We start from the raw sequence: 24,655 nt of genomic DNA on the forward strand, positions 1-24,655 counted from the left end.
CAAATACTTAAATAATGAAACATGGAGACTGTAAGAAAAGAGCGTTACATTTTAATGACACCATAACCAGCGCCATTACCTACTAATTTTCGGGGTGTAGAAATAACCGTTTAACATGGTTATATAAGAGTTCGCTATTATGATCGCGGACATGTTCAGCAGCAGCGAGCTTATTCAACGTTGCGCTCATTTCATCTTCCAGCGCCGGGCTGGATTCCTGCTTCAAATGCTGTAAAAGTGTGGTCACCACCACTTCAAGTGCATCGACCTGAATGCGTAACGCGTTTGCTTCATCTTCCTTTTCGGCCAGCTTGACCAGCAGTTCTGCAATGAAATTTTTCATCGCGCGTTTTCCTTGTATGACGGCGTGGGCAGAGTTCGGGCTCTGAAAAATAAATAGACCGATAAAACATACGGTTCTATTCCCCCTTTAGCAACATCGAATAGAATTACAATATATTTCGCATTCTGCAATAGCTGATGTTAAAAATATAATCCTCATCAATATCATGGAATTGGCTGTAAATGCAGTCATCGAAACGTTTTTCTCACGATAATAATAGGAAAACAGAAATCGCTATAAAAATCGTTGAGGCAGGAATCAGGGAATAAAAGCAAGCGCATTTATTCCCTGTTGTGGGCATATTACTGTCGTACAGGCTGAGCGCGGCGCAGCATCACCGCTAATTGCCATAGGTTAATCAACACAATCACCGCGGTCACAATAAATACCCAGCGGAAGCCTGCCATGGCGGAAATGGATGCGCCGATCAGCGGACCCGCCACGTTACCCAGATACATAAAGGACTGGTTATAACCAAAAATACGTCCGGTGACGCGTTCGCTAATATACTTCAGCAGCAAGGTTTGTACCGCAGGCAGCATGGCACCATCGGCAAAACCAAGAATAAAACGTAGCACCCCCAACTGGAATGGCGTGGTGACAAACGACATCGCAAAGAACAGTATCACTGCAAACGTCAGCGTGCCTAACAGTATGCGACCCGTACCGATACGGTCGCCCAGTTTACCTAACCGCGGTGCCGATATCAGCGCCGACACGCCGGGGACGGCGGCGATCATGCCGCTTAAGAAGGCAATATTCGTGCTGTCTGGCGACATCGATTTAATAAACAGCGCCAGAATGGGGCTGATAGAACCATTACACAGCTGGATAACCATCGTGGTGACAAACAGGCTGATAACCAGCCCCGGATAAGGCAGTGTTGCAAACACCGCTTTGCCGCTGAGTTTTTCGCTTTTATTAAACTGTGGGCGCGGGCCTTCTTTTATCAAGAACAACGTCACCAGGAAGCTCACCAGCAGCAGGAAGGCGGTGATGTAAAAGACCATTCTCAGACCCACGTGGTCAGCCAGAAAGCCGCCAAGCAGCGGGCCGCCAATCACGCCGGTGATTTGTGCCGTAGAAAGCGTGCTCAATGCCCAACCGCTACGTTCACGCGGTACCTGAGAGGCCACCAGCGCCATCGCGTTTGGGATATAGCCAGACGTTAAGCCCATCACCGCACGCAGGAAAAAAAGCTGCCAGACGTTGGTGGCAAAAGCCTGAAGCAGGATAGCAATCGCCATGCCCAGGGAAGCACGCAGCAGCATCAGCTTACGGCCTTTACGGTCGGCGAGGCTGCCCCACATTGGCGAAACAATGGCAGAAACCAGGAAGGTGACGCTGAACGTTAACCCGGACCACATGGAGAGAGATTCATGGGAGGTGACCCCCAACTGCGCCACATAAAGCGGCAAAAAGGGCAAAATCTGACTGATAGCCAACCCGGTGAAAAAACAACCGAGCCAAACAGAAATAAGGTTAACCTTCCAGGATTCCATAACTACACGTATTGATTCAATTTGCAGGGACGAGTTAACAGGTTAGCAAGATGCGCTTTGCGCCGTATTGTCAGAGATGCTTAATCCATTATTTCAGAATAATATCAGCCACTCAGCGTTTTTGTGTGATAAATATCACGCTTATGATGCCATTACGCAGTCACTTATTCTTAAGCCTTGTCTGTGATTCACTCACTTTAGTATGGAAAAGGCAGATGCCTCACCACGCCCGTGGTATGTTATGTGCTTTGCGTTTGGAATGGATGGAATTTGAGATGGCAAAGTTGCGGGTTGGGATTGTTTTTGGCGGCAAATCAGCGGAGCACGAAGTCTCCCTACAGTCTGCTAAAAATATCGTAGAAGCGATTGATAAAACGCGTTTTGAAGTCGTGTTGCTGGGGATTGATAAACAAGGGCAGTGGCACATCAGCGATGCGCAAAACTACCTGCTAAACGCCCACGACCCGGCACACATCGCGCTACGCCCTTCCGAAATCACGCTGGCCCATATCCCAGGCAAAGAGCATCAACAGATGATCAATGCGGCAAGCGGCAAGCCGCTGGACGCCATTGACGTTATTTTCCCGATTGTCCACGGCACCCTGGGTGAAGATGGCTCTCTTCAGGGCATGCTGCGCATGGCCAATCTGCCATTCGTTGGCTCTGACGTGCTGGGCTCCGCCGCCTGCATGGACAAAGACGTCACCAAGCGTCTGCTCCGCGACGCCGGTCTGTCTATCGCGCCGTTTGTGACCTTAACTCGCCGCACCCGCGACAGCTTCTCCTTCGATGAGATTAAAGCGAAGCTCGGCCTGCCGCTGTTCGTCAAACCGGCAAACCAGGGTTCTTCCGTCGGCGTCAGCAAAGTCAACAGCGCCGAGCAGTATCAGCAGGCCGTAGCGCTAGCCTTCGAGTTTGACCATAAGGTAGTGGTTGAGCAGGGTATTAAAGGGCGTGAAATTGAGTGTGCGGTACTCGGCAACGATGACCCGCAGGCCAGTACCTGTGGCGAGATCGTCCTGAACAGCGAGTTCTACGCGTACGATACCAAATACATTGACGATAACGGCGCAAAAGTGGTGGTCCCGGCAGCGATCTCCGCCGATGTGAACGACAAAATCCGCCATGTTGCCATTGAGGCTTATCAGACCTTAGGCTGTAGCGGAATGGCGCGCGTTGACGTATTCCTGACTGAAAACAACGACGTGGTGATTAACGAAATTAACACCCTGCCGGGCTTCACCAATATCAGCATGTATCCAAAACTGTGGCAGGCCAGCGGCCTGGATTACACCTCGCTGATTACGCGTTTGATTGAGCTGGCGCTGGAACGTCATCAGGCCGATAAGGCGCTGAAAACGTCGATGAACGGCTAAGGCATTTCCCCGGCGTCGCTGTCGGTTGGGCAGCGACGTCGAAATACATTCGCAGAACAAATTACTCTTCCCGACGGCGAATAATAAATCCCGCCAGCCAGAAGCTAATCACCCAGGTCACCATTCCCACGGCATAGGTTTGCCACCCCTTGGCTTCAAACCCGAGCAGCCCGACAATTCCATTCAGAATAAAGATCAGGCCGATGGCAAAAGCATAGTAATGCCAGTCACGGCGAATTTTTACAGGCAGGTTCATAGCAGCTCCAGCAAAAAAAAAGATGATGCCATAAAGCCGCGTCAGCGTCTGTGGTGTGAACAACAATTAGCAGATGTTAATTTAATTAACGTCAAGCCGAAAACCGGCAATGGATAAGCGAGAGTGATATTCCAGGATTATTCTTGCTCAAAATTTACCATAAATCCGATATTGACAATCCCCTTCTGCTGCCACACTCACCCCTGTATCACGAAACAATCTGCATTCACGTTATCCTGGAGGTCTCAATGACAGATTTCACGTTGTCAAAACTCATGTTCAGTGGGAAAAAGAGGGACTCCTCCGCCTCAGGCAATCTGGCCTACGCGCTTTTCGTACTGCTCTGCTTTTCGGTTGGCGCGCAGCTGTTGACTCTGGTGGTTCACGCACCAGGTGTCTATGAACACCTGATGCAAATGCAGGACAGTGGCCGTCCGCGCGTTGAAATTGGCCTTGGCGTGAGCACGCTGTTTGGCGTAGTGCCGTTCCTGGCAGGCTGCGCTATTCTGGGAGTAGTCTCCCTCGTGCACCGCCTGCGTCATCGCGATTAATTGATGGCCATGCATTTGGCCCGACGCTCATCCACTCTTTTTGCAAACCACGCCGTGGTTAATTTGCGGGTGATCTTCGGGCTCTCAAGCTGAATGCCTGGCAGCATCTCTCTCGCCAGCGGTTTACCCGCCTTCTGTTCCGCAATCTTATAAACGCCCTTGTAGAGCGCCGTGGTCTCAAACGCCTGGCTATCGCCTTTTTGTAACTGACGATGGATATCGCTATTACTCAACGATAGCTGATTAGCCAGCTTTCTGACCGCCATCTCCGTGCTCCCCGGCTCATCGCTACCGTAAAGAATCACGTCACCGTCGAGCGCCAGTTTCACGCCGGTGGCCTTGCTAACCGCGTACTGGAATGCCGCATTACGGCTGGCGTACCAGCCGGCATTAAAATCGGCAAAGCGATAAATAGGTGCCGTGTAATTAGCCGGATAGTTCAACAAGTGATAGGTACCAAACCACAGGCCGCCGCGCAGGGTAAAGACCTCCTGACGCACGGTGCCATCCATCTTCCACGGATAGCCGTTCTGGTGCTGTTCGGCAAAGGCGATGCTCACCTGCATTGGCCCGCCGGTATGTACCGGATTCAGTGAGCCAAAGAGCTTCTGCCCCATCGGCACCATACCGATAAAGTCATCAAAGATAGCGCTTAGCTGCTTTTCCGTTTTCACCGCGTCCAGCCGCTCGCTGTAGCTCTTACCGGTTGGCGAATTGATTTTCAGCGCCGTATGCACCAGGAAGACCGGGATATGCATCTTCTCAGCACGACGGTCGATCTCCTGCCAGGCAATTTTGCCCAGTCCCGGTACCGCCGGGTCGGCCTGATAGTTAGACTCCTGCTGAGCCACCGCCAGTACCGAACAGATATTCTCTTCGGTTGGCGCGAGCTTCTGGCTTTCGAACGTTTTCGCCAGCGCCTGCGCCCAGGCATCACGGTCCTTCACGCTGGCGGGCATTTTTTGCCGCACGACGCTTGCCACATCTACCGGTTTTTCTCCCGCTTTCATCTGCGGTGCCTGCTGGCTGGTACAGGCGCTGAGCATCAGGCCGCCAAGCAGAGTAAGAGGTAATGAACGGTAATACGTTGCGGCAGTCGCCATGCGTTTTCCTTGTAAAATTTAATCGTTATGCCTGGCTCTGCGGCTGGGCAAGTTCATCCGTCAGCGGTTTATTATCTAACTCACGCTCGAAGCTGCGCAGACGTTTGTAGATGGACATCAGCTCCACCAGCGTGGTCCAGGAGCTTATCAGGTACTGGAAGGAACCGCGTACCTGGCCGAACACGTTGGTAATCTGCGTCATCAGGCCGAGCGTAATCGTACCGGCAACAATCGACGGAAACAGCAGGAACAACCCGAAAACGTTATCCACCTGCAGATACAGAATACGGGCAATGTTGAAGTACATGTAGTGGAAGTAGAGGCGGAAGTAGTTCTGACGTACCGCGCTGAACAGCTCGCGCACCGTTGGTGGTGTGGCACGGCTGGCGTCATCTTCACCGTATACCAGCTCTTTACGATAGGCCGCTTCAACGCGTTGGTTTTTAAAGTTCAGCCCCGGCAGTTTGATCCCCACCACCGCCAGCATCCCGGTGCCCATCAGCGACCAGACGATAGCCGCAATCACCAGACCATAAGGCACATGACCAATAATCGGCAGGTCAGGCACGTGCGCAGAGAGCGTCACCAGCACCGGCAGGAAGGCAATCAGCGTCATAATGGCGTTGATAAAGCTGGTCCCCATATCTTCCAGCGTCGAGGCGAAACGCATCGTATCTTCTTGCACACGCTGCGCGGCACCTTCGATATGGCGCAGGTGCTGCCAGTGCGTCATATAGTGTTCATTCATCGCGGTACGCCAGCGGAAGACGTAATGGCTGACAAAGAAGTTGTTCAGTACACCAATCACCACGGCGATAAGCGCGATCCCAAGGAAGATACCGATCTCCTGGTAAAACTGGTTAATCGAGACTTTGTTCGGCGTCGCCAGTGCGGTCTGGATAAGGTCGTAGAACGGCGCATACCAGGCGTTTATCGCCACGCCCACTTCCACCATAAACCAGGTGACGAAGATGATAAGTGCGGTGCCCAATATGGACCAATACTGCCAGCGGTGCGGGCTGCGAATAAACCAGTAACCGGCAAACAGGCCAACGCACACCAGGTAATAGGCATAAAAAATCAGGTAGTTCATCGACCAGAAGCGCGCGGCGCTGATCGGAACATCGTTACTCGCGCCGGTCAGGCGAAGTAGCCAGCTACCGCCGCCCACCTGCCAGAAAATGACCGCTATCATTGCCCAAATAAACGCCGAGAGAAAAAAGGGACCCGGCTTAGGGAAAAAAGACTTAAACATAGTGCTCTCCTGCTAACTTCTTATGATTCTGCTTTTGCTGTGACAACAGAATACCGCTACGGATCATTTTTACCGTAAAGAGGTATTAGGCAATGTAACTGTGCAATCAGACCGGAAAACGGCGACAGAGTTCGCCAGACGGCATCGTATGTATCATACGCGCCGGATCACAAAAGTGCGTATCCGCCTTGATGAATAATCATTGCGTTTACGCTCGGTTACGTTTTTCCCGCTATCATACCGTTTAATGGCGCTGCGCCTGATGCCGATTCGTTGTATTTTTAGTATAAATACGCGTTACTTCCTCATTTCAATTCATGGATGCCTCCGTTGAAACGTAGTCTGCTTTTTTCTGCCGCGCTCTGCGTGGCGTCATTGACCTCGGTGCAGGCTGCACAGCCTCTTACCACCCCCGCGTTTGCGTCCGATATCGTTGACCGTTATGCCAACCATATCTATTACGGCAGTGGTGCTACCGGCATGGCGCTGGTGGTTATCGATGGCAACCAGCGGGTGTTCAGAAGCTTTGGCGAGACGCGCCCTGGCAACAACGTGCATCCGCAGCTCGATTCCGTTATTCGCATCGCTTCTCTAAGCAAACTGATGACCAGTGAAATGCTGGTGAAACTGCTCGACCAGGGCGTCGTGAAGCTGAGCGATCCGCTGAGTAAATATGCGCCACCGGGATCACGAGTCCCAACCTATAACGGCGCACCTATTACGCTAGTGAATCTGGCAACCCACACCAGTTCCCTGCCGCGTGAGATGCCGGGCGGTGCCGCAAATCGTCCCGTTTTTGTCTGGCCAACGCAGTCACAGCGCTGGACCTATCTCAGCAACGCCAAGCTGCACGCGGCACCGGGGTCGCAGGCCAGCTATTCAAACCTGGCGTTCGACCTGCTGGCCGATGCGCTGGGTAACGCGGCGCATAAGCCCTACCCACAGCTATTTGAAGAGCAAATTACGCGTCCGCTTGGCATGAAGGACACCACCTTTACGCCATCGCCAGATCAGTGTGGCCGTTTAATGGTGGCTGAGAAAGGCGCGAGCCCGTGTAATAACACGCTCGCGGCGATGGGCAGCGGTGGGGTTTACTCTACACCTGGCGATATGATGCGCTGGATGCAGCAGTATCTTTCGTCTGATTTTTATCATCGCAGCAGCCAGGCAGACCGTATGCAGACGCTGGTCTACAAACGTAACCAACTCACGCGCGTAGTGGGAATGGACGTTCCGGGGCATGCCGATGCGTTAGGGCTTGGCTGGGTCTATATGGCACCCAAAAATGGTCGTCCGGGGATTATTCAGAAAACCGGCGGTGGCGGCGGCTTTATCACCTATATGGCAATGATTCCACAGTCTAACGTTGGTGCCTTTGTGGTCGTCACGCGCTCTCCCCTCACCCGTTTTGTGAATATGAGCGACGGGATTAACGAGCTGGTGACGGAGTTAAGCGGCAATAAAGCGGCTATCATTCCTGCATCTTAATAGTGAGTAGGCAAACGCGTAATATTAACGAGTTTGCCTTTATTCATCTCGATATACTCTCCCTTGCGCAACGCGGATAACACCTCGGCAATGACCGAACGTGAGATTCGCGTACGCTGTTGGATATAGTTCAGCACACCAATCCGCGAGCGGATATCATCACTCCAGTCAATCATCGTTAATAGCGTCGAGCGAATCTGCTGGTAATGGTTTGTACCAATAAGCTGCCTGTCACGCATTTCCAGCATCCGCGTTTGCCATGCCATCCAGTAAAACGCTTCTCGCCATAGCTGATAGCGATCCAAGCATTTGAGCGTTTCTCGCGAAGGAAGATAGAAGCCACGACAGTCGCTTTCTGCGACTAACGTGTAATCGTTACGGATAGCATTAGCGGCAGCAGCGAGTCCAAAAATCGATGGGCTTTGCAGAATGCCATAAAGAATATTCCCCTCGTTGCGATGTAAAGAGACTACCCCCTGCTGAATGACAACGGTGGAATCATTCATGGTGCAATTGGCGGGCAGGATCAACTCTCCCGCAGCAATCTGGAAGCATGTTCCCATTTGCGACAGTTTTTTATCAAGAGCCATAAATTCATCGATCGGCTTGCTTGAAGAAGACATGTTATGCAATCCCTGCAAAAAAGCCCATCATCATGACGGGCGTTGAATAAAGCGTAATATACCGGGAAGTTTCCTTCCCGGTATGATGAGGATTACCAGGTGTATTTCACACCGGCGTTAGCAGCCCAATCCTGATCAACATCGCCGCCGCCGAGGTAGTTCACACCGGTGTAAGCGCTGAAGTTCTTGGTGAAGCTAACCTGGCTACCCACACCCACGCGAACCGCTGAACCTTTCACGCCATTATCGATGTTGTCACCATTGATATTGGCATCGTTGCTTGAGTCGTCATAGACGTAAGCCAGTTTGAAGTATGGAGATACCGCCTGCTCGCCGAAGCCGAAGGTGTAACCAGCATCGAAACCAAGTTCATAACGCATGCTGTCATAATCCTGGTCGCCAACATTCATGTTGTTGCTCAGACGGTAGTTATCACCGGACTGGAACAGACCAGAAATCGCACCGTACGGAGTGACATAGCCAGCGTCGTTGATTTTCCAGTCATAGCCCAGTTTCAGACCGAAGCCCCATGCATCAGAGGTTGTATCGCCATCAACGTAAGTACCATCGCTCATCGTCGCGGTCAGGTCGTTGCTGAAGCGGCTGTAGCTCAGGTTGCCATCTACAAAGATGTTGTTCGCAAAGCGTGCAGAAGAGTAGACGTAGGCAGACTGGCTATCCTGATCAACCTGACCTGAACGTTCGCTCATGTCGCCTTTCGCAAAGCCTGCTGCCGCACCAATGAGCCACTGTGCGTTGTTGCCATCAACTTTGGAGTCCACACCCACCATAATACCGTTAACATCCTGGTCGTATTTGATGGTGTTATTGTCAGCGTTGAAGCTACCGCCGAAGTAGCTCACCCACGCACCACCGTTGTCGGTGAAGCCGTGACGAGAAGCGCTCAGACGGGTATTCAGAGTATCCTGCTGCAGGTTCCAGATATTGGTGTTCGCAGACGGAATGCTCAGCGCCATGTTGGCGTAGTCGGTCAGACGAGTCTGTTCCAGTACAACGGTATTACCAGCCTGTTGAGCCTGATAGGTGTATGCACCCAGGTCAGCTTTGTTTGCCGCAGAGAAGGTCGCCGTACTGTTCTGATCGTTAACATAGATAAGCTCTTTGCCTTTGTAATCAGCGATGGAGCCTTTACCTGTTGAGTTGTTGATACGAACTTTATAGTTACCGCTTGCCGCAACGACGTTATCAGTAGCGTCATCTACGCTGAACTCCTGATCGGCGTTGTTGGTGTTGCCATTACCATTGATAGTCAGGTGACCATCAGCGTTCATCGCAATCACACCGTAGCCGTAGGTTGCATCAGACTTATTGGTGGTGTTGGTATGGCCGTTTACCAGGTCTGCATCTAACACATAATCACTGCTGTTGATGTTAAATACGCCGCCGTTTGTCAGCTCCATGGTATCGGTGCCAAATGCGTTAGCTTCATAAGCGCCCGCGCCGATGCTGAATTCACCGCCGTTAGAAACGGTGATGGTATTCGCATACAGGTAGGTGGTTTCGTTGTTCAGATCCACGGTACTGTAGGTATCAACGGTCAGGTGATCGGTCTCCACCAGACCGCCGGAGCTCAGGTTCATCGCTGAGCCGTTGGTCAGGGTGATGGAGTCAGACAGCAGACTAGAGCCGTTGGCCACGTCAACCTGAGAACCGTTATTCACGGTCAGCGTGTCAATCTTAGATTTATTAACCGTGTTCCACTGTGAACCATTGTTCAGTGCAACGTTGAATACGCCGCTCTGGAAGGTCTGGTCATCAACAACGTTGCCCCACTTGTCTTTAGTCGAGTCAGGGTCAATGCTGTTCACCCCGACGTCATACATATCGGCAGTGCCAATTGCATCGTAGCTAAAGACAGCCGCGCCGGTCCACTTGCTGCCGTTATCCAGGGTAATATTCAGTTCGTCAACGTTCAGACCGTCGTCGACCCAGCCACCGTTAGTATCAACAACACCGCCGTTTACAGAAGCATGACCCGCTGGATCAAAGTTTGCATTCCAGGTGCTGGCGAATACAACATCGCCCGTCAGCGTTGAGTTGCTGAACGCTACGTTGTTTTTCATGGCGTAGTTGGAAGCAGAGCTGTCGTTAAAGGAGAGCGCGACATCGTCTGCACCGCCATTGCCTGTATAATCGCTCGGCTCTGCGGAGTTACCGTAGAAACCGGTGCTTTCCAACGCAGAATAAGCACCGGAGGTGACGGTAGAATTGGTTACAACAATATTGTTGTCCCAGGTGTGGGATTCAGAAGTGTAATCAACGTTGGAAGTGTCACCCTGAGACAGCGCAATACCGGCCACGCGAGAGTTATCGGTAATATTAATATTACTTTCAACGCCCAGATTAACGGCTACACCCTGAGCTGCAATAGACGCGGTACGGTAATCTTCGGTCGCGGTTTTAGCCTCGCCATTCAGATAACTGTCGGTAAAGTAGAAATACTCATAGTCATCATCAATAGTGGAGTTAGCCACATTCAGCGTAAAGACATCGCCATCATGCCATGCATAATCAGCATCGGTACCGTTGTTCCAGGTATAGCTATAGCCAGCATCGTCAACGTAGGCATATGGACGAGCCGAGGTAATCATACCGTGAATGGTTGAATTCTTAATGGTCAGCGAATTATCGGTACTGTCAGCGTAATCGTTATTCAGGTAATACGTTGAAAGAACGCCGTTTACCACATCACCATTGAAGGAGTTACCGTAGTCACTGTCATTGGCGTTGTTGTAGATAAAACCGTAATACGAGACGTAGTCGAGTTTATCTGCGTTCGTCCAGTCGTTCCAGCTGAACGCAGTGTCTGCGTCGTCATGATATCCAAAGGTGTCGTACGTCGCCGCATTTGCCTGAGAAGCGATCGCCAAAGTGCAGGCCAATGCTAATTGTGATACTACGAGTTTCTTTTTCCAGGAGTGCATTTGTCATCCCTCCTCAGGGATATATATGTTGGTCCATCAATTAACAATTGCAATAAAATGTTTTTACGCTATGCGGGAGGAATTATGCGGCGTGCATGACAAATGGTTCAATTATAGTTTACTCACAGTTCGAGTCCGGACAAAACGCCTAACGAAAACACTTACTTTAAAAACAAAAAATAAACATCAAAACCAACAAGTTCAATGCATTACAAAAAAAGAAAAAACCGAAAAACAAATCAATCAACGATTTTAAATACAGATGAGGAATATAAAATTCGCGTATAAAAAACAGAAAAATGAAACATATAAAAGTCACATTTATAAATAAATTAAAATTACAAAAAAAATATATATCTTAGAATAAATAGAATTCTGAGAAATATTACCAACCCTAATTATTATCAAGTAACGCTTTACATACCTGGCAGTCCCATCTCCGCTAGCCCATAAACACCACTTTAGTAAAACATCCACCTCCTGATTCGGTTACACTAGTTGCCCTTGTTTCACAAACATCAGGCATACCATGACAGATTTACTCCATCGCCCCCGTCGCCTGCGCAAATCCCCTGCGCTGCGCGCTATGTTTGAAGAGACAACACTGAGCTTAAATGACCTGGTGTTGCCGATCTTTGTTGAAGAAGAAATCAACGACTACAAAGCCATCGAGGCGATGCCGGGCGTGATGCGCATTCCAGAGAAGCATCTGGCACGCGAAATTGAACGCATCGCTAACGCCGGTATCCGCTCGGTGATGACCTTTGGTATCTCTCACCATACCGATGACACCGGCAGCGATGCCTGGAAAGAAGACGGTCTGGTGGCGCGCATGTCACGCATCTGCAAGCAGACCGTACCGGAGATGATCGTCATGTCCGATACCTGCTTCTGCGAATATACCTCCCACGGCCACTGCGGCGTGCTGTGCGACCACGGCGTCGATAACGATCTGACCCTCACCAACCTCGGCAAGCAGGCCGTTGTTGCGGCGGCGGCAGGCGCAGACTTTATCGCACCTTCCGCGGCAATGGACGGCCAGGTGCAGGCCATTCGCCAGGCACTGGACGCAGCGGGCTTCACCGACACCGCCATCATGTCCTACTCCACCAAATTTGCCTCCTCCTTCTACGGCCCGTTCCGTGAAGCGGCGGGGACGGCACTGAAGGGCGATCGTAAAACCTATCAGATGAACCCGATGAACCGCCGTGAGGCGATTCGCGAGTCGCTGCTGGATGAAGCTCAGGGCGCTGATTGCCTGATGGTGAAACCGGCGGGCGCGTACCTTGATATCCTGCGAGATATCCGTGAACGCACTGAATTACCGATTGGCGCTTATCAGGTGAGCGGTGAATACGCGATGATTAAATTCGCCGCGCAGGCCGGGGCGATTGATGAAGAGAAAGTGGTTCTGGAAAGCCTGGGCGCCATCAAACGCGCGGGCGCGGACCTTATCTTCAGCTATTTCGCGCTCGATTTAGCCGAGAAGAAAATCCTACGTTAATCACGTAGCCCGGACGAGGCGTTTACGCCGACTCCGGGTTTTCCCGGCGGCGCTGCGCTTGGCCGGGCTACTTTCAACACCCTTCAAAACGTCACCAAACCGCCATACAACCGACACATCTCCCTTCTACTGTCACAGCAGGACAGAGGAGGAGCCGCTATGTTTAGTCTCGACAATGTCATCGACGACCTGTGGCCTCAGGCGAGGCCCGCCCCCTGGCAAAAAAAAGTGCTGAAGAAGCTGCTGCACGAGGAAGAATTTCAACAGTTTGCCGCACGCCATCGCCACCTGAAAGGGCTGGATACCGTCGAACAGGTACTTGAACATCTCAATATTGACTGCGCCGTTCCGGTTCGCTGCCTGGAGCAAATCCCCGAGAATGGTCCACTGGTTATCATTGCCAACCACCCTACCGGCACGCTGGATGGTCTGGCCCTGCTCTACGCAGTTTCCCGCGTACGACGCGACATCAAAGTGGTCACCAACCGCATGCTCACCCACCTTGAACCCCTCAGTTCGCTATTTATCCCGGTGGATAACATCAACGGTCGCACCTCAAAAACGGCGCTCCAGCAGATGGACACGCAGTTGCAAAACGGCGGCGTGCTGATTTTCTTCCCGGCGGGGGAAGTATCACGGCTGACGCGCCGGGGGATCCGCGATAAAAAATGGCACTCCGGCTTTATCAAACTTGCCGCAAAATACCGCGCCCCGCTGCTGCCAGCATGGATAGACGGGAGAAATAGCGCCCTGTTCTACGCTAGCGCCATGGTGTCACAGCATCTGCCGCTGCTGCTCTTAATGCAGCAGATGTTCCGCCGCCGCAACGGCAGCCTGCCGTTGACGATTGGCGAGCAGATTGCCTGGTCGGCGTGGTTTAGCCCACAGGCCACACCGCGGGAAATGACCGATAAGTGCTATCGCCACGTCCAGCTGCTGGGCAAAGGCTTGCCCGGTGTGTTTAAAACGGAAAGCGCCATCGCGCGGCCAGAAGCACGCGCCCTGCTGAAGCGCGAGCTGAGCCAGGCCGAGTGTCTGGGGCGCACCGCAGACGGCAAAGTCATCTATCTGTGGCAGCGCAACGGTCAGGAAGATGCGCCGCTGCTGCGCGAACTGGGACGCCTGCGTGAAATCGCCTTTCGTGCGGTGGGTGAAGGAAGCGGTAAACGACGCGATGTCGACGGCTATGACGATGACTATCTACATCTGATCCTCTGGGATGAAGAGGATTTAGAAATCGTTGGCGCCTATCGTTTTATGCCTACCGCGATGCAGCTCGAAAAACGCGGGCTGGACGGCATCTACAGCTACAGTCTTTTCCACTACGACACACGCATGGACGATATTCTGCAACACGGCATTGAGCTTGGGCGCAGCTTTATTCAGCCACGCTACTGGGGCCGTCGCGGGCTGGATTATTTATGGTCCGGCATCGGTGCCTATCTGGCGCGCTACCCGCACTATCGCTACCTGTTTGGCCCGGTATCCATCTCTGGCGGCCTACCGCCGTCGGCAAGGGATCTGCTGGTTGCCTTTTATCGTCTGTGGTTCCCGGCCACGCATCCCCTGGCAGAGTCACGCCGACCGTATCCCGCTTCGCTTCCCGACGTGCTGGCACAGTTTGGCGGTGAGAATTACAGCGAAGACCTGACTCGACTAAAGTCGCTGCTTGGCAACCTTGGCTGCGGCATCCCTCCGCTCTACAAGCAGTATTCGGAAGTCTGCGAGCCCGGCGGCGTGCAGTTTATCGACTTTGGTAACGACCCGGAGTTTAACAACTGCGTGGATGGGCTGGTGTTGGTGGATTTAACCTATCTGAAGGCGAATCGGTATCAGCGGTATATCGGGGCGCATTTGGGGCTATAGGCTCCCTCTCCCCAAAGGGGAGAGGGAGCGGTACGGTGTCATGTTCTTTTATGGCGCACGATAAAACGGCTTATCCCCCAGAATCGTCGCCCGATGCATAATCCGCCGCTGTGGCAAATAATCGGCATTCGCGTAGTGCTGCGTGACTCGGTTATCCCAAATCGCCACATCGTTCGGCTGCCAGCGCCAGCGCACCTGAAACTCCGGCTTGGTGACGTGGGTAAACAGGAAGCTCAGCAGCGCCTCGCTCTCTTTTTCCGTCACGTCGACAATGCGGGTGGTAAACCCTTCATTAACAAACAGCGCCTGCTTACCGGTGACCGGATGGGTACGCACCACCGGGTGCAGCAGCGGCGGGTTTTTGGCGACGGCTTCCTGCCAGCGCTGGTGCTCCTCTTCGGTTTTGCGATACTTGTACTCCTGGAACGATTTGCGGAAATCGTGCTCGGCGCGCAGGCCGCTCAGCAGCGCCTTAAACGGCGCGGAGAGCGCGTCATAGGCCGCAACGCCGCTGGTCCACAGCGTATCACCACCGGTAGACGGCAGCTCTTTCGCCGCCAGAATCGCCCCGGCAGGCGGCGTGTCGATAAAGGTCACGTCGGTATGCCAGTTGTCGTTATCCGGCGGGTTATTGTCGTGCGTATCCAGCACAATAATCTCGTCCACGCCCGGCGCATGTGGGTAAACCGGGTGGATATGCAGGTCGCCAAAGCGTAGCGCCAGTTCGCGCTGTTGCTCCGGGGTAATCAGCTGTTCGCGCAGGAACACCACCTGGTGGCGGAGCACCGCGTGATACAGCTGTTCAAACTGGTTATCGCTCAGCGGACGGGTCAGGTCCGCGCCGGAAATCTGCGCGCCGATATACGGCCCCAGCGGGGTAATTGCCAGACGTTCACTCATTGTATTTCTCCATGCCAGGGGGTCAGACGACGCTGAAGCGCACGCAGCCCTAATTCCAGACTAAAAGCGATAATCGCTATCACCGCGATACCGGCCAGCACCACATCGGTGGCTAAAAACTCCCCGGCGGACTGCACCATAAAACCTAACCCACGGGTGGCGGCGATAAGCTCGGCGGCCACCAACGTCGACCAGCCCACGCCCAACCCAATGCGTAACCCGGTTAATATTTCCGGCAGCGCGCCGGGTAAAATCACCAACCACAGCACCTGGGCACGGTTAGCACCAAGAGACTGTGCCGCGCGAATACGCACCTGCTGCGCGCTTTTCACGCCTGCCAGCGTCGACATCGCTACCGGGGCGAAAATCGCCAGGTAGATCAGCAGGATCTTCGAGGTTTCGCCGATCCCAAACCAAATAACCATCAGCGGCAGATAGGCCAACGGCGGTACCGGACGGTAGAGTTCAATTAAAGGATCAAGGATCCCACGCACCGTCGGGCTTAACCCCATGGCGATCCCCACAGGAATGCCGATAAGCGTTGCCGCCAGCAGTGCCACAACAATACGCCCGAGGCTCGCCGCCAGATGCTGCCACAGCGTGGCATCCATAAACCCCTGCGGGCTGGCGATGGTCAGCAGCTTATTCAATACCTGCCCCGGTGCCGGTAAAAACAGCGGACTCACCCAGTGCGCCGCCGCAACCGCCCACCAGATAACCAGCAGTACCGCCAGCGTGGCGAGGCTCAGCGTCAGGTGGCGCGAGAGGGGCCAGCGTAGCTTCAGCGCGCGCGTCCGCGGTTTATCGTTAATCACCACGCTCATGAGAAGGCCTCCCGTTGCTCAAACACCCGGCTCAGCACGTATTCACGCTGGGCAATAAATTGCGGATCAGACTTGATGCTGCGGCATGATTCCCCGGCCACAAACCGGCGGGCAAAATCGAGGGATAAACGCTCCAGCACGCGACCCGGCCCCGGCGACAGCAGAACCAGCTCGGTTGCCATAAACACCGCCTCTTCAATATCGTGGGTAATCAGCAGTACTTTTTTGCCCGTCTCATGCCACAGCGTGAGCAGCAGGGTTTGCATCTGCTCGCGGGTAAAGGCATCGAGCGCGCCAAACGGTTCATCCAGCAGCAGCAACTGCGGGTTGGCCGCCAGCGCGCGGGCAATGCCGACTCGCTGACGCTGGCCGCCGGAGAGCTGCCAGATAAAGCGCTTCTCAGCGCCCTCCAGCCCGACCTTTTTCAGCATCAGCGCCGCAATATCCCGGCGCTCAGTTTTGTTTACCCCGGCCAGCTGCAGCCCTAGCGCGACGTTATCCTGCACGTTGCGCCACGGCAGTAGCCCTTCATTCTGAAAGACCACACCGCGCTCGGCGCCTGGGCCATCAACGTATTTTCCATCGAGGATGATGCTGCCGTGCTGATACGGCACGAATCCGGCAATCAGGTTCAGCAACGTAGTTTTGCCGCAGCCCGACGGCCCCAGCACTACCAGCAGTTCGCCGCGGTCCAGCGTGAGATTGATATCCGCCAGCGCCGGTTTACCGCCGTAGTCAGCGGAAAGATGCGAGATTTGCAGCATCATGGCCTCCTTACTTCACGAAACGGTCGGTAACGTACTGGCTGTAGTCGGTCGCCACCGCCGGTACTTTGCCCTGCTCTTTGAGGAACTGCGCGGTGTCGACAATCGCCTTATTCACCGGGCCATTAAGTTCCTGCGCCTGCTGTTCGGCGGTGAGATAGGTGTTGCCCTTCACCAGCCCCGGAACGTCCGCTTCCGGTACGCCGCTCAGGCGCGCCAGCTTGCTGATGTTCTCCGGCTGAGCCAGCCATTTGTCCGGGTTGTCGATATAGCCGCGCTGGGCGTCAATCGCGCTTTTAGCAAAGGCTTTCACTACCTCAGGATGTTTGTCGGCAAAGTCTTTACGCACTACCCACACGTCGAGCGTCGGTGCGCCCCACTCGCCCACTTTGGACGAGTCGGTCAGCACGGTGCCGTCTTTTTCCAGTTCGTTCACCGCCGGTGCCCACACATAAGCACCATCAATGTCACCTCGCTGCCAGGCTGCAATAATCGCTGGCGGCTGCAGGTTCAGGATCTGTACCTGACCCGGCTTAATGCCCCAGTGTTTGAGCGCCGCCAGCAGGCTGTAGTGAGTGGTGGATATAAACGGTACGGCAATGCGTTTGCCAATCAGGTCTTCAGGCTTGGTGATGGCTTTTTTCACCACCAGCGCTTCAGAGTTGCCGAGCTTTGAGGCCAGCAGGAAAACTTCAATCGGTACCTGCTGACTGGCGGCCACCGCCAGCGGGCTGGAACCGAGGTTGCCAATCTGAACGTCGCCGGAGGCCAGCGCGCGGACGATGCTCGCGCCGCTGTCAAACTTGCGCCAGTCCGGCTTTGCGCCGCTCAGCTTTTCGAAGGTGTTATCCGCCTGCGCCACTTTGGCGGGCTCGGCGGAAGTTTGGTAGGCGATGGTGACGTCCACGGCCTGCGCCTGGAATGCCAACAGTGCCAGCGTAGCGGCGATAACGGTGAAACGCGATGCGATTGCCATAATGTCCTGCTCCCATGTCTTGTTATGGAGGCAGTATTTCCGGCGCGGGGTATTTGATAAAGGAATTAAAAATGCTTGTTAATTCCAATTCGTTTTTAGAAAAAAAGTGGCAAAAGATAGTTGGGGAGTGGGATTTCCCCGGGGTCGCATGCGACCCCGGGAAAGCACAGAATCAGCAGTGCGCCTTCAGCGCCGCAATATCCTTCGGCGTAGTTCGGCAGCAGCCGCCAATCAGCTTCGCCCCGGCCGCCAACCACTGCGGCAGATAGCCTTCCAGTGTGGCGCAGGCTTCGCCGTGGTGATGCCAGGTTTTGCTTACCGCGTCGTAGTGCTCGCCGGAGTTCGGATAAACCACCAAAGGCAGCGGGGTCAGGCTGTGCAGGTAGGACAGCGCCTCGACGGTATTTTCCAGTGCGATACAGTTAATGCCCACCGCCAGAATCTGCGGATAGTCCGCCAGCAGCGCCAGCACATCGCGCAGCGGCGTACCGTCGCTCAGGTGCTGGGCATCGCGCAGGGTAAACGAGAACCACGCCTGCGCTACCGGGTACGTTTCCAGCAGCTGCGCCAGCGCGCGAATTTCATCAAAGGACGGCAACGTTTCGCAGGCCAGCAGGTCAACGCCCGCCTCCAGCAGCGCTTCAACACGCGGGCGATGGAAATCCTGGAACACCTGCGCACTGCGCTGGTAGTCACCGCGATACTCCGAACCGTCCGCCAGATAAGCCCCGTACGGCCCCACAGAGCCGGCAATCAGTAGCCCTTTTGCCGCCGGATTTTCCGCGTAATACGAGTCGCGAGCCTGCTTCGCCAGCTCCACGCTTTTGGCAATCAGCGACCGGGCCTGCGCTTCATCCAGCCCACGGGCGGCAAAACCGTCCGGCGTCGCCTGATAGCTGGCGGTAATCGCCACCTGCGCCCCGGCGCGGAAGTAGTCGAGATGCACGTCATAAATCAGCTGTGGATTTTCCATCAGCACTTTCGCCGACCACAGGCTGTCGGCCAGGTCGCAGCCGCGCGCCTCCAGCTCGGTGGCCATCGCCCCGTCGAGCAGTACAAACGGGCGATCGGTCAGAATGGACGTTAAGGGATTATTCTGCGGCATGCTGCGGCTCCTGCTGGGTCTGGCGCGAACGCGTTAAATAGTAGGCACCATAACACAGCGCCACGAACGGGATCCCGCACCACAGCGCAATCCGCTGCGAAGGGTCAAACGCCAGGCCAAGACAGGCCACCAGGCAGAGCACAAAGCCCAGCACCGGCACCAGTGGATACCACGGCGCGCGGTAGTGCAGCTCGCTCAGCGCTTTCCCCTGCTGCAAATGACGACGGCGGAACATAAAGTGCGAGGCGCAGATGCTAATCCATACCGCCACCACCGCAAAGCCAGAAATCGCCGATAGCGCGACGAACACGGTATCCGGCGCGACGATGCTGGAAAACAGGGCCAGCAGCCCGCCAAGCATACTCACCGACAGCGCCACCAGCGGCACGCCGTTTTTCGTCACCTGCGAGAAGCAGCGCGGCAGCGTACGCTCGTTAGAAAGCGACCACAGCATACGGCCAGAGGCGTACAGCCCGGAGTTCGCCGCCGACAGAATCGCCGTCAGAATCACGAAGTTGAAAATATCTGCCGCGTAGGGAATCCCCACCTTCTCAAACACCAGCACGAACGGACTTTTTTCCACGCCCGCCTGCTGCATCGGGATCAGCGCCGCCAGCACAAATACGGTGCCGATAAAGAAGATAATCAACCGCGCGATGGTGGTTCGAATGGCGACCGGAATCACCTTGTGTGGGTTCTCGGTTTCACCAGCAGCAATACCGATAAGTTCGGTGCCGGAAAACGCAAAGTTCACCGCCACCATGGTCATCAGAATCGGCAGGCCACCGTGCGGGAACCAACCCTCAGCGGTAATGTTCGACAGCCCCGGCGCGGGTGAGCCGTCCTGCATCGGAATAAAGCCAAAGATAGCCGCACCGCCAAGAATAATGAACGCGATGATGGTAATCACCTTCACCAGTGAGAACCAGAATTCCCCTTCGGCAAAGAAGCGCGTCGAAATAACGTTGAGGCCAAAAATCATCACGCAGAACAGCAGACACCAGATCCACACCGGCACCTGCGGGAACCAGTACTGCATACAAAATCCGGCGGCGGTAAAGCTCGAACCGAGCGCCACCGTCCAGGTCAGCCAATAGAGCCACGCCACGGTGTAACCGGTAGCCGGGCCAATATAACGTGAAGCGTACAGATGGAACGCGCCGGTTTCCGGCATCGCTACCGACAGCTCACCCAGACACTGCATCACCAGCCAGACAACCAGTGCGCCAATCAGGTAGGCCAGCAGCGTTCCTGCCGCGCCGGTGGTGGAGATGATATAGCCGGTATTAAAGAACAGCCCTGTGCCAATAACGCCACCCAGCGACAGCATAATCAGGTGACGGGTTTTCATGGTGCGCTTTAATTGCCCACCTTGTTGTTGTGTTGTGTTTTGCATTATTACCTTCTAAACGTATGGACATCTAAACATCCAAATAAGAAGAAGGTTATACAACGAATGTGCGTCAATTGCAAAGCGGGGGAATCACTAGAAATGAGGGAGGGTGCGGGTTGTTTTCTCCCTCTCCCTTCCAGGGAGAGGGCCGGGGTGAGGGCACAACGCGCACCCTCACCGCTTACTCGTCAAAGAACCAGTACCCCTGATTAATCAACGTCGTCAGTTCCACCACAAACGCCGGATTCTGCAGCGCCTCACCCAGCAGCGTTTTATCCACTTCAGTAAAGCGGCTCAGCGCATCCATCGCCTGCGGCGCACAGGTTTCCACCCGCTCGCTGTTAATAAAGAAGCAACCGCCAATGCTCAGCACTCGCAGCCCGTTCAGACGACGCAGGGTTTCACCGTCTTCCAGCGCGGTAGCAACCTCTTCCGGCTCATACGGCGGCTCGGCTGGCGCAAGATCCAGTTCATGACGCGGCGTGCTGATAAAGCTACCGAACCACTGCTTAAAATCATCCGGTTGGCGGATCATATCGATCATCATGGTGCGCAGACGTTCCAGCTCATGATCTTCCACTTTACCCGCATGTTCGCGACAGGTGAGATCGGGATCGGTGTAATACTTCTCACCCAGATCGTTTTCCAGCGCGTAATCGGCAAAGCTGCTGATAAGATCGCGACCGTTCGGCCCACGGAAGCCAACGGAGTAGTTCAGCGTTGCTTCAAAGGTATAGCCGTCATGCGGGAATCCCGGCGGAATATAGAGAATATCGCCCGGCTCCATTTCCACTTCGATAATCGGCGTAAACGGCTCAACGTGCAGCAGCGCCGGGTGCGGGCAGTGCTGTTTTAACGGTAGGGCATCGCCCACGCGCCAGCGACGACGCCCCATGCCCTGGATAATAAATACGTCGTACGGGTCGATATGCGGCCCCACGCCGCCGCCCGGAACCGAGAAGGAGATCATCAGATCGTCCAGACGCCAGTCCGGCAGCACGCGGAACGGGCGCACCAGCTCAGCGGAAGGCTCATGCCAGTGGTTCACCGCCTGCGCCAGCAGCGACCAGTTTTCCTCGCCCAGATGGTCAAAATCTTCAAACGGGCCGTTGCTGGCCTGCCATTTTCCGTCGGCGTGGCTGACCAGGCGGCTGTCGACTTCCATCTCCATCGCCAGACCGGCCAGTTCGTCCGGGGTAATCGGGTCAACGAAGTTCGGGAAAGCGTTCTTCAGGACAACCGGTTGCTTCTGCCAGTATTTTTCTAAAAATTCCGGCCAGTTGAGGTTCAGCTGATAAGCCATGTTTCGATACCATCACAGTAGAGGAGTTGGCTCGATTATAAAGAGGCTCGTGATGAGCCTCTTTGTGGTGAATCAATTGCCGAACGTTCAGCTTACGCCACCACGACGCGGTTACGTCCCGTCTGTTTGGCGCGATAGAGCGCCGCATCGCTGCTGCTGATAAGCTCGGCACCTATATCAACCACACTCTGGATGCTGCAAACATACCGCGGCGCATCCCAGGTCATCACGCCAAGACTGATGGTCAGCACGCCGCCAATCGGGCTGGTTTCATGCACAATGTTGAGATCCATCACCCGCTCACGCAGACGTTCTGCCACCGCCCGTGCGCCTTCAGCATCGGTATCCGGCAGCATAATCAAAAACTCTTCACCACCGTAGCGGCTGACGCTATCGTCCGGGCGCACTCCCCTTTTGAGCGCATCTGCCACCGCACGCAGTACGCGGTCGCCCGCCTGATGACCGTAGGTATCGTTATAGCGTTTGAAAAAATCGAGGTCGGCCATGCAAAGCGAGAGCGATGAGCCCTCGCGCTGGGCGCGGGTGATTTCATAGTTCAGGCGCTCGTCCATATAGCGACGATTGAAAAGCCCGGTGAGATGGTCCCGCTCGGCGTACTGCAACAGCACCTGGTTGGCGCTGGCGAGCTGCTGTTCCGCCATCTTGCGGTCGGTGATGTCCATCCACGCGGAGGAGATCCCCGCCACATTGCCGCCCGCGTCGTAAACCGGCATCGATTTAATGTAGAAATAGCGCCCGTAGAGGAAAACTTCTTTGCTGGCTATCGTTTCCCCGGCATCAAGCAAGATGAAATCCTGCTGAAACAAGAGATTCCACTCCGGCATAATGTCCCGTAGACATTGCCCAATCAGCGTATCTTCCGGCTGGCCGAGCAGCTCGCCCATCGCTTTATTTGCTTTGGTGAGCTGTCCAAAACGGTTAATCACGCACAGCGCCAGCGGCGTGTTCTGATAGATAGACTCCAGCTGCAATACCCGTTCGCCAAGCTGCGAGATATCGCGGTCAATACCGCGATATCCGGTTAACTGCCCCTGGGCATCAAACAGCGGAATACCGCTAGTTTCGATAATCACCACGCTGCCATCTGCCCGACGGTTGCGGTTAATCATGCCGTTAAACGGTTGCTGAGACGCCAGTACATCGCCAAAATATTTCTGCGCCCGCTCCGATTCAGTGGGCGCCATAAAATCAAACGGCGAACGGCCAAGGACCTCTTCAGGCGAGTAACCCAGCAGGTTATTCACCACGTTGGACACCCAAACGTAACGCCCCTGCACGTCAACTTCCCAGACCCAATCCGAATTGCGGTTAAGAATATCCGCGAGTTTATCGGCTTCGCTCATACTCCCCTGTACGAATTGCTTATCCATCGCTTTCCCGTCCTTTTCCGTTAGCGCGCCACTCGCCTCATGAACAGGTCAAAAAACAACCCATTCATCAACCAACGCCTAATGAGTGGCTATTTAATAATCACAAGTGCTTTAACAATATGTGCTATTGAATTATTTTAGAGCAAGAATAAAGGAGGCCGGTTTGTGATTTTAATTAAATATTCATGCCCTAAATGCAAACATACAACAGAAATCGCTGATGTTGAAAAAATAACGAATTCTGCCGACGAATATCCTTTATCCTGCGCCGGATGCGGTCAGCATTTTAGCAAAACAACGCTGACAAAATTTGCCCGCCAGCATGCGGAAGAGATGATAAATCTCGCATTATCACGTTTGAAAAAAAATACGGAAAAATAATGCCGAAGTACGTATTTTGATTGATTAATAGCACTAATGAATTATTGCGCTGAGCAAATGGCTTTGCGTTAATATAAAGTGGCATGAATAATACTTCGAGCCGTTCCCCTTTCTGCGACCAATATCAATCATTCCTTTATTTCTCCATCCAACGCCTATCCGAGCGCCCGATATTTTATCTATTTATTTGATGCTGATACGCAGAACTGCGTGGGCGACTGAGTAAACCCGGAGTCGGCGCTTACGCACCTCATCCGGGCTACATGGGAGAGGGTTAGGCCAGTGCTTCCGCCTCCATCATCACCGGATGAAAACGGCGTTTGAAATAGATAAGCCCGTGGCTCTCCGCTTCCCCCAATGCAATGTTCTGAATCTCCACCAGGTAGACCAGATGGCTGCCGATGGTCTGTACCTGACGAATTTCACCTTCCAGACTTGCCAGCGCCCCTTTCAGCACCGGTTGTTCCAGCGCGCCACGCTGCCAGCCGGAAAGCCCGAAGCGCTCGTCCATCGCCATGCCGGTCATCCCGGCGAAGTGGCGCGCCATAATCTCCTGCTCGTGGTTGAGCACGTTGATGCACAGCTTGCCGTTACCCTGAAACACCGGATTCATGGCGCTGTTGGCGTTGATACAGACCATTACCGATGGCGGCGTGTCGGTAACCGAGCAGACGGCGGTGGCGGTGATCCCGCAGCGGCCCGCTTCCCCTTCAGTGGTAACGACGTTAACGGCGGCCGACAGGCTGGCCATAGCATCGCGAAAACGCAGACGTTGTTCATCTAATTGCATTTTGACCTCCTGCTGC

At 54.2% G+C, this 24,655-nt stretch carries 22 protein-coding genes; 6 read left to right on the forward strand and 16 right to left on the reverse strand.

Annotation, left to right across the window (positions count from 1 at the left end):
• Window positions 1-82: 82 nt before the first annotated feature.
• A complete protein-coding gene (locus RDN66_RS14630; RefSeq protein WP_035895625.1) occupies window positions 83-343 on the reverse strand; it encodes a sigma-S stabilization anti-adapter protein IraP in 261 nt (86 codons plus the stop codon).
• Between the two features lie 302 nt (window positions 344-645).
• A complete protein-coding gene (locus tag RDN66_RS14635; protein ID WP_035895623.1) occupies window positions 646-1,845 on the reverse strand; it encodes a multidrug efflux MFS transporter in 1,200 nt (399 codons plus the stop codon).
• 275 nt (window positions 1,846-2,120) lie between these two features.
• Between RDN66_RS14635 and ddlA the strand changes: the two genes are divergently transcribed.
• Window positions 2,121-3,221, forward strand: coding sequence for a D-alanine--D-alanine ligase (ddlA, locus tag RDN66_RS14640; protein ID WP_035895622.1), 1,101 nt, complete (start codon window positions 2,121-2,123; stop codon window positions 3,219-3,221).
• A gap of 61 nt (window positions 3,222-3,282) precedes the next feature.
• Here ddlA and RDN66_RS14645 read toward each other — a convergent pair whose 3' ends face one another.
• Window positions 3,283-3,477, reverse strand: a complete 195-nt coding sequence (locus RDN66_RS14645) for a DUF2754 family protein (protein ID WP_035895620.1) — start codon at window positions 3,475-3,477, stop codon at window positions 3,283-3,285.
• A 248-nt stretch (window positions 3,478-3,725) separates the two neighbouring features.
• Here RDN66_RS14645 and RDN66_RS14650 point away from each other — a divergent pair, with 248 nt between their 5' ends.
• Complete coding sequence (locus RDN66_RS14650; RefSeq protein WP_035895618.1) at window positions 3,726-4,028, forward strand: DUF2755 family protein; 303 nt, start codon at window positions 3,726-3,728, stop codon at window positions 4,026-4,028.
• Here the strand turns inward: RDN66_RS14650 and RDN66_RS14655 are convergent.
• Window positions 4,025-5,131 carry a DUF1615 domain-containing protein gene (locus RDN66_RS14655; protein WP_035895616.1) on the reverse strand — a complete coding sequence of 369 codons (1,107 nt, stop codon included), beginning with the start codon at window positions 5,129-5,131 and terminating at the stop codon, window positions 4,025-4,027. The genes RDN66_RS14650 and RDN66_RS14655 overlap by 4 nt on opposite strands.
• Window positions 5,132-5,156: 25 nt before the next feature.
• Entirely contained in the window at window positions 5,157-6,386 is a 1,230-nt protein-coding gene (gene sbmA / locus RDN66_RS14660) for a peptide antibiotic transporter SbmA (RefSeq protein WP_123649985.1), read from the reverse strand.
• 330 nt (window positions 6,387-6,716) lie between these two features.
• On the opposite strand from sbmA, the gene ampH reads away from it, so the two are divergent.
• Window positions 6,717-7,874 carry a D-alanyl-D-alanine-carboxypeptidase/endopeptidase AmpH gene (ampH, locus tag RDN66_RS14665; RefSeq protein WP_202216362.1) on the forward strand — a complete coding sequence of 386 codons (1,158 nt, stop codon included), beginning with the start codon at window positions 6,717-6,719 and terminating at the stop codon, window positions 7,872-7,874.
• On the opposite strand, the gene RDN66_RS14670 is transcribed toward ampH, so the two are convergent.
• The gene (locus tag RDN66_RS14670; RefSeq protein ID WP_202216363.1) at window positions 7,871-8,497 is read right to left on the reverse strand and encodes a helix-turn-helix domain-containing protein; all 627 of its coding nucleotides are present in this window, start codon (window positions 8,495-8,497) and stop codon (window positions 7,871-7,873) included. The two genes, ampH and RDN66_RS14670, sit on opposite strands and share 4 nt — an antisense overlap.
• Before the next feature lie 92 nt (window positions 8,498-8,589).
• The gene (locus RDN66_RS14675; protein WP_308537947.1) at window positions 8,590-11,442 is read right to left on the reverse strand and encodes an autotransporter outer membrane beta-barrel domain-containing protein; all 2,853 of its coding nucleotides are present in this window, start codon (window positions 11,440-11,442) and stop codon (window positions 8,590-8,592) included.
• A gap of 529 nt (window positions 11,443-11,971) precedes the next feature.
• Here RDN66_RS14675 and hemB point away from each other — a divergent pair.
• Together hemB and RDN66_RS14685 are read left to right on the forward strand one after the other, a co-directional pair.
• Window positions 11,972-12,946: a porphobilinogen synthase gene (gene hemB, locus RDN66_RS14680; RefSeq protein ID WP_248537609.1), complete on the forward strand. Its 975-nt coding sequence runs from the start codon at window positions 11,972-11,974 to the stop codon at window positions 12,944-12,946.
• A 159-nt stretch (window positions 12,947-13,105) separates the two neighbouring features.
• Window positions 13,106-14,812 carry a GNAT family N-acyltransferase gene (locus RDN66_RS14685; RefSeq protein WP_308537948.1) on the forward strand — a complete coding sequence of 569 codons (1,707 nt, stop codon included), beginning with the start codon at window positions 13,106-13,108 and terminating at the stop codon, window positions 14,810-14,812.
• 48 nt (window positions 14,813-14,860) lie between these two features.
• Here RDN66_RS14685 and tauD read toward each other — a convergent pair whose 3' ends face one another.
• The 8 genes from tauD to RDN66_RS14725 form a co-directional block, all read right to left on the reverse strand.
• On the reverse strand, window positions 14,861-15,712 hold the full coding sequence (gene tauD / locus RDN66_RS14690) for a taurine dioxygenase (RefSeq protein ID WP_035895605.1): 852 nt from the start codon (window positions 15,710-15,712) through the stop codon (window positions 14,861-14,863).
• Window positions 15,709-16,536 carry a taurine ABC transporter permease TauC gene (tauC, locus tag RDN66_RS14695; protein WP_035895603.1) on the reverse strand — a complete coding sequence of 276 codons (828 nt, stop codon included), beginning with the start codon at window positions 16,534-16,536 and terminating at the stop codon, window positions 15,709-15,711. Before tauC ends, tauD begins: the two co-directional genes overlap by 4 nt.
• Window positions 16,533-17,300: a taurine ABC transporter ATP-binding subunit gene (gene tauB, locus RDN66_RS14700; protein ID WP_202218157.1), complete on the reverse strand. Its 768-nt coding sequence runs from the start codon at window positions 17,298-17,300 to the stop codon at window positions 16,533-16,535. The genes tauC and tauB overlap by 4 nt, the downstream gene beginning before the upstream one ends.
• A 10-nt stretch (window positions 17,301-17,310) precedes the next feature.
• Window positions 17,311-18,276 (reverse strand): taurine ABC transporter substrate-binding protein, encoded by a 966-nt coding sequence (gene tauA / locus RDN66_RS14705; RefSeq protein ID WP_035896519.1) that lies wholly within the window; start codon window positions 18,274-18,276, stop codon window positions 17,311-17,313.
• A gap of 172 nt (window positions 18,277-18,448) precedes the next feature.
• Window positions 18,449-19,381, reverse strand: a complete 933-nt coding sequence (mmuM, locus tag RDN66_RS14710) for a homocysteine S-methyltransferase (RefSeq protein WP_035896520.1) — start codon at window positions 19,379-19,381, stop codon at window positions 18,449-18,451.
• Complete coding sequence (gene mmuP / locus RDN66_RS14715; protein WP_202216367.1) at window positions 19,368-20,777, reverse strand: S-methylmethionine permease; 1,410 nt, start codon at window positions 20,775-20,777, stop codon at window positions 19,368-19,370. The genes mmuM and mmuP overlap by 14 nt, the downstream gene beginning before the upstream one ends.
• Window positions 20,778-20,955: 178 nt before the next feature.
• Window positions 20,956-22,077: a cupin domain-containing protein gene (locus RDN66_RS14720; RefSeq protein ID WP_202216368.1), complete on the reverse strand. Its 1,122-nt coding sequence runs from the start codon at window positions 22,075-22,077 to the stop codon at window positions 20,956-20,958.
• A 92-nt stretch (window positions 22,078-22,169) separates the two neighbouring features.
• Window positions 22,170-23,468: a diguanylate cyclase gene (locus RDN66_RS14725; RefSeq protein WP_227675107.1), complete on the reverse strand. Its 1,299-nt coding sequence runs from the start codon at window positions 23,466-23,468 to the stop codon at window positions 22,170-22,172.
• Between the two features lie 165 nt (window positions 23,469-23,633).
• Between RDN66_RS14725 and RDN66_RS14730 the strand changes: the two genes are divergently transcribed.
• Entirely contained in the window at window positions 23,634-23,849 is a 216-nt protein-coding gene (locus RDN66_RS14730) for a hypothetical protein (protein ID WP_202216369.1), read from the forward strand.
• A 274-nt stretch (window positions 23,850-24,123) separates the two neighbouring features.
• On the opposite strand, the gene RDN66_RS14735 is transcribed toward RDN66_RS14730, so the two are convergent.
• Window positions 24,124-24,639 carry a 4-hydroxyphenylacetate 3-monooxygenase reductase subunit gene (locus RDN66_RS14735; protein WP_035896532.1) on the reverse strand — a complete coding sequence of 172 codons (516 nt, stop codon included), beginning with the start codon at window positions 24,637-24,639 and terminating at the stop codon, window positions 24,124-24,126.
• Between the last annotated feature and the right edge of the window lie 16 nt (window positions 24,640-24,655).

Origin of the sequence: uncultured Kluyvera sp. (assembly GCF_902485085.1) — a bacterium.
Classification (GTDB): Bacteria; Pseudomonadota; Gammaproteobacteria; order Enterobacterales; family Enterobacteriaceae; genus Kluyvera; species Kluyvera ascorbata.

Coding starts and splice junctions, on each gene's coding strand:
- tauA (WP_035896519.1), bottom strand. CDS start 18,276: ATGGCAATCGCATCGCGTTTCACCGTTATCGCCGCTACGCTGGCACTG.
- RDN66_RS14655 (WP_035895616.1), bottom strand. CDS start 5,131: ATGGCGACTGCCGCAACGTATTACCGTTCATTACCTCTTACTCTGCTT.
- RDN66_RS14725 (WP_227675107.1), bottom strand. CDS start 23,468: ATGGATAAGCAATTCGTACAGGGGAGTATGAGCGAAGCCGATAAACTC.
- RDN66_RS14685 (WP_308537948.1), top strand. CDS start 13,106: ATGTTTAGTCTCGACAATGTCATCGACGACCTGTGGCCTCAGGCGAGG.
- RDN66_RS14645 (WP_035895620.1), bottom strand. CDS start 3,477: ATGAACCTGCCTGTAAAAATTCGCCGTGACTGGCATTACTATGCTTTT.
- RDN66_RS14630 (WP_035895625.1), bottom strand. CDS start 343: ATGAAAAATTTCATTGCAGAACTGCTGGTCAAGCTGGCCGAAAAGGAA.
- RDN66_RS14650 (WP_035895618.1), top strand. CDS start 3,726: ATGACAGATTTCACGTTGTCAAAACTCATGTTCAGTGGGAAAAAGAGG.
- sbmA (WP_123649985.1), bottom strand. CDS start 6,386: ATGTTTAAGTCTTTTTTCCCTAAGCCGGGTCCCTTTTTTCTCTCGGCG.
- RDN66_RS14735 (WP_035896532.1), bottom strand. CDS start 24,639: ATGCAATTAGATGAACAACGTCTGCGTTTTCGCGATGCTATGGCCAGC.
- RDN66_RS14670 (WP_202216363.1), bottom strand. CDS start 8,497: ATGTCTTCTTCAAGCAAGCCGATCGATGAATTTATGGCTCTTGATAAA.
- tauD (WP_035895605.1), bottom strand. CDS start 15,712: ATGAGTGAACGTCTGGCAATTACCCCGCTGGGGCCGTATATCGGCGCG.
- hemB (WP_248537609.1), top strand. CDS start 11,972: ATGACAGATTTACTCCATCGCCCCCGTCGCCTGCGCAAATCCCCTGCG.
- RDN66_RS14720 (WP_202216368.1), bottom strand. CDS start 22,077: ATGGCTTATCAGCTGAACCTCAACTGGCCGGAATTTTTAGAAAAATAC.
- RDN66_RS14635 (WP_035895623.1), bottom strand. CDS start 1,845: ATGGAATCCTGGAAGGTTAACCTTATTTCTGTTTGGCTCGGTTGTTTT.
- RDN66_RS14675 (WP_308537947.1), bottom strand. CDS start 11,442: ATGCACTCCTGGAAAAAGAAACTCGTAGTATCACAATTAGCATTGGCC.
- mmuP (WP_202216367.1), bottom strand. CDS start 20,777: ATGCAAAACACAACACAACAACAAGGTGGGCAATTAAAGCGCACCATG.
- tauB (WP_202218157.1), bottom strand. CDS start 17,300: ATGCTGCAAATCTCGCATCTTTCCGCTGACTACGGCGGTAAACCGGCG.
- tauC (WP_035895603.1), bottom strand. CDS start 16,536: ATGAGCGTGGTGATTAACGATAAACCGCGGACGCGCGCGCTGAAGCTA.
- mmuM (WP_035896520.1), bottom strand. CDS start 19,381: ATGCCGCAGAATAATCCCTTAACGTCCATTCTGACCGATCGCCCGTTT.
- ddlA (WP_035895622.1), top strand. CDS start 2,121: ATGGCAAAGTTGCGGGTTGGGATTGTTTTTGGCGGCAAATCAGCGGAG.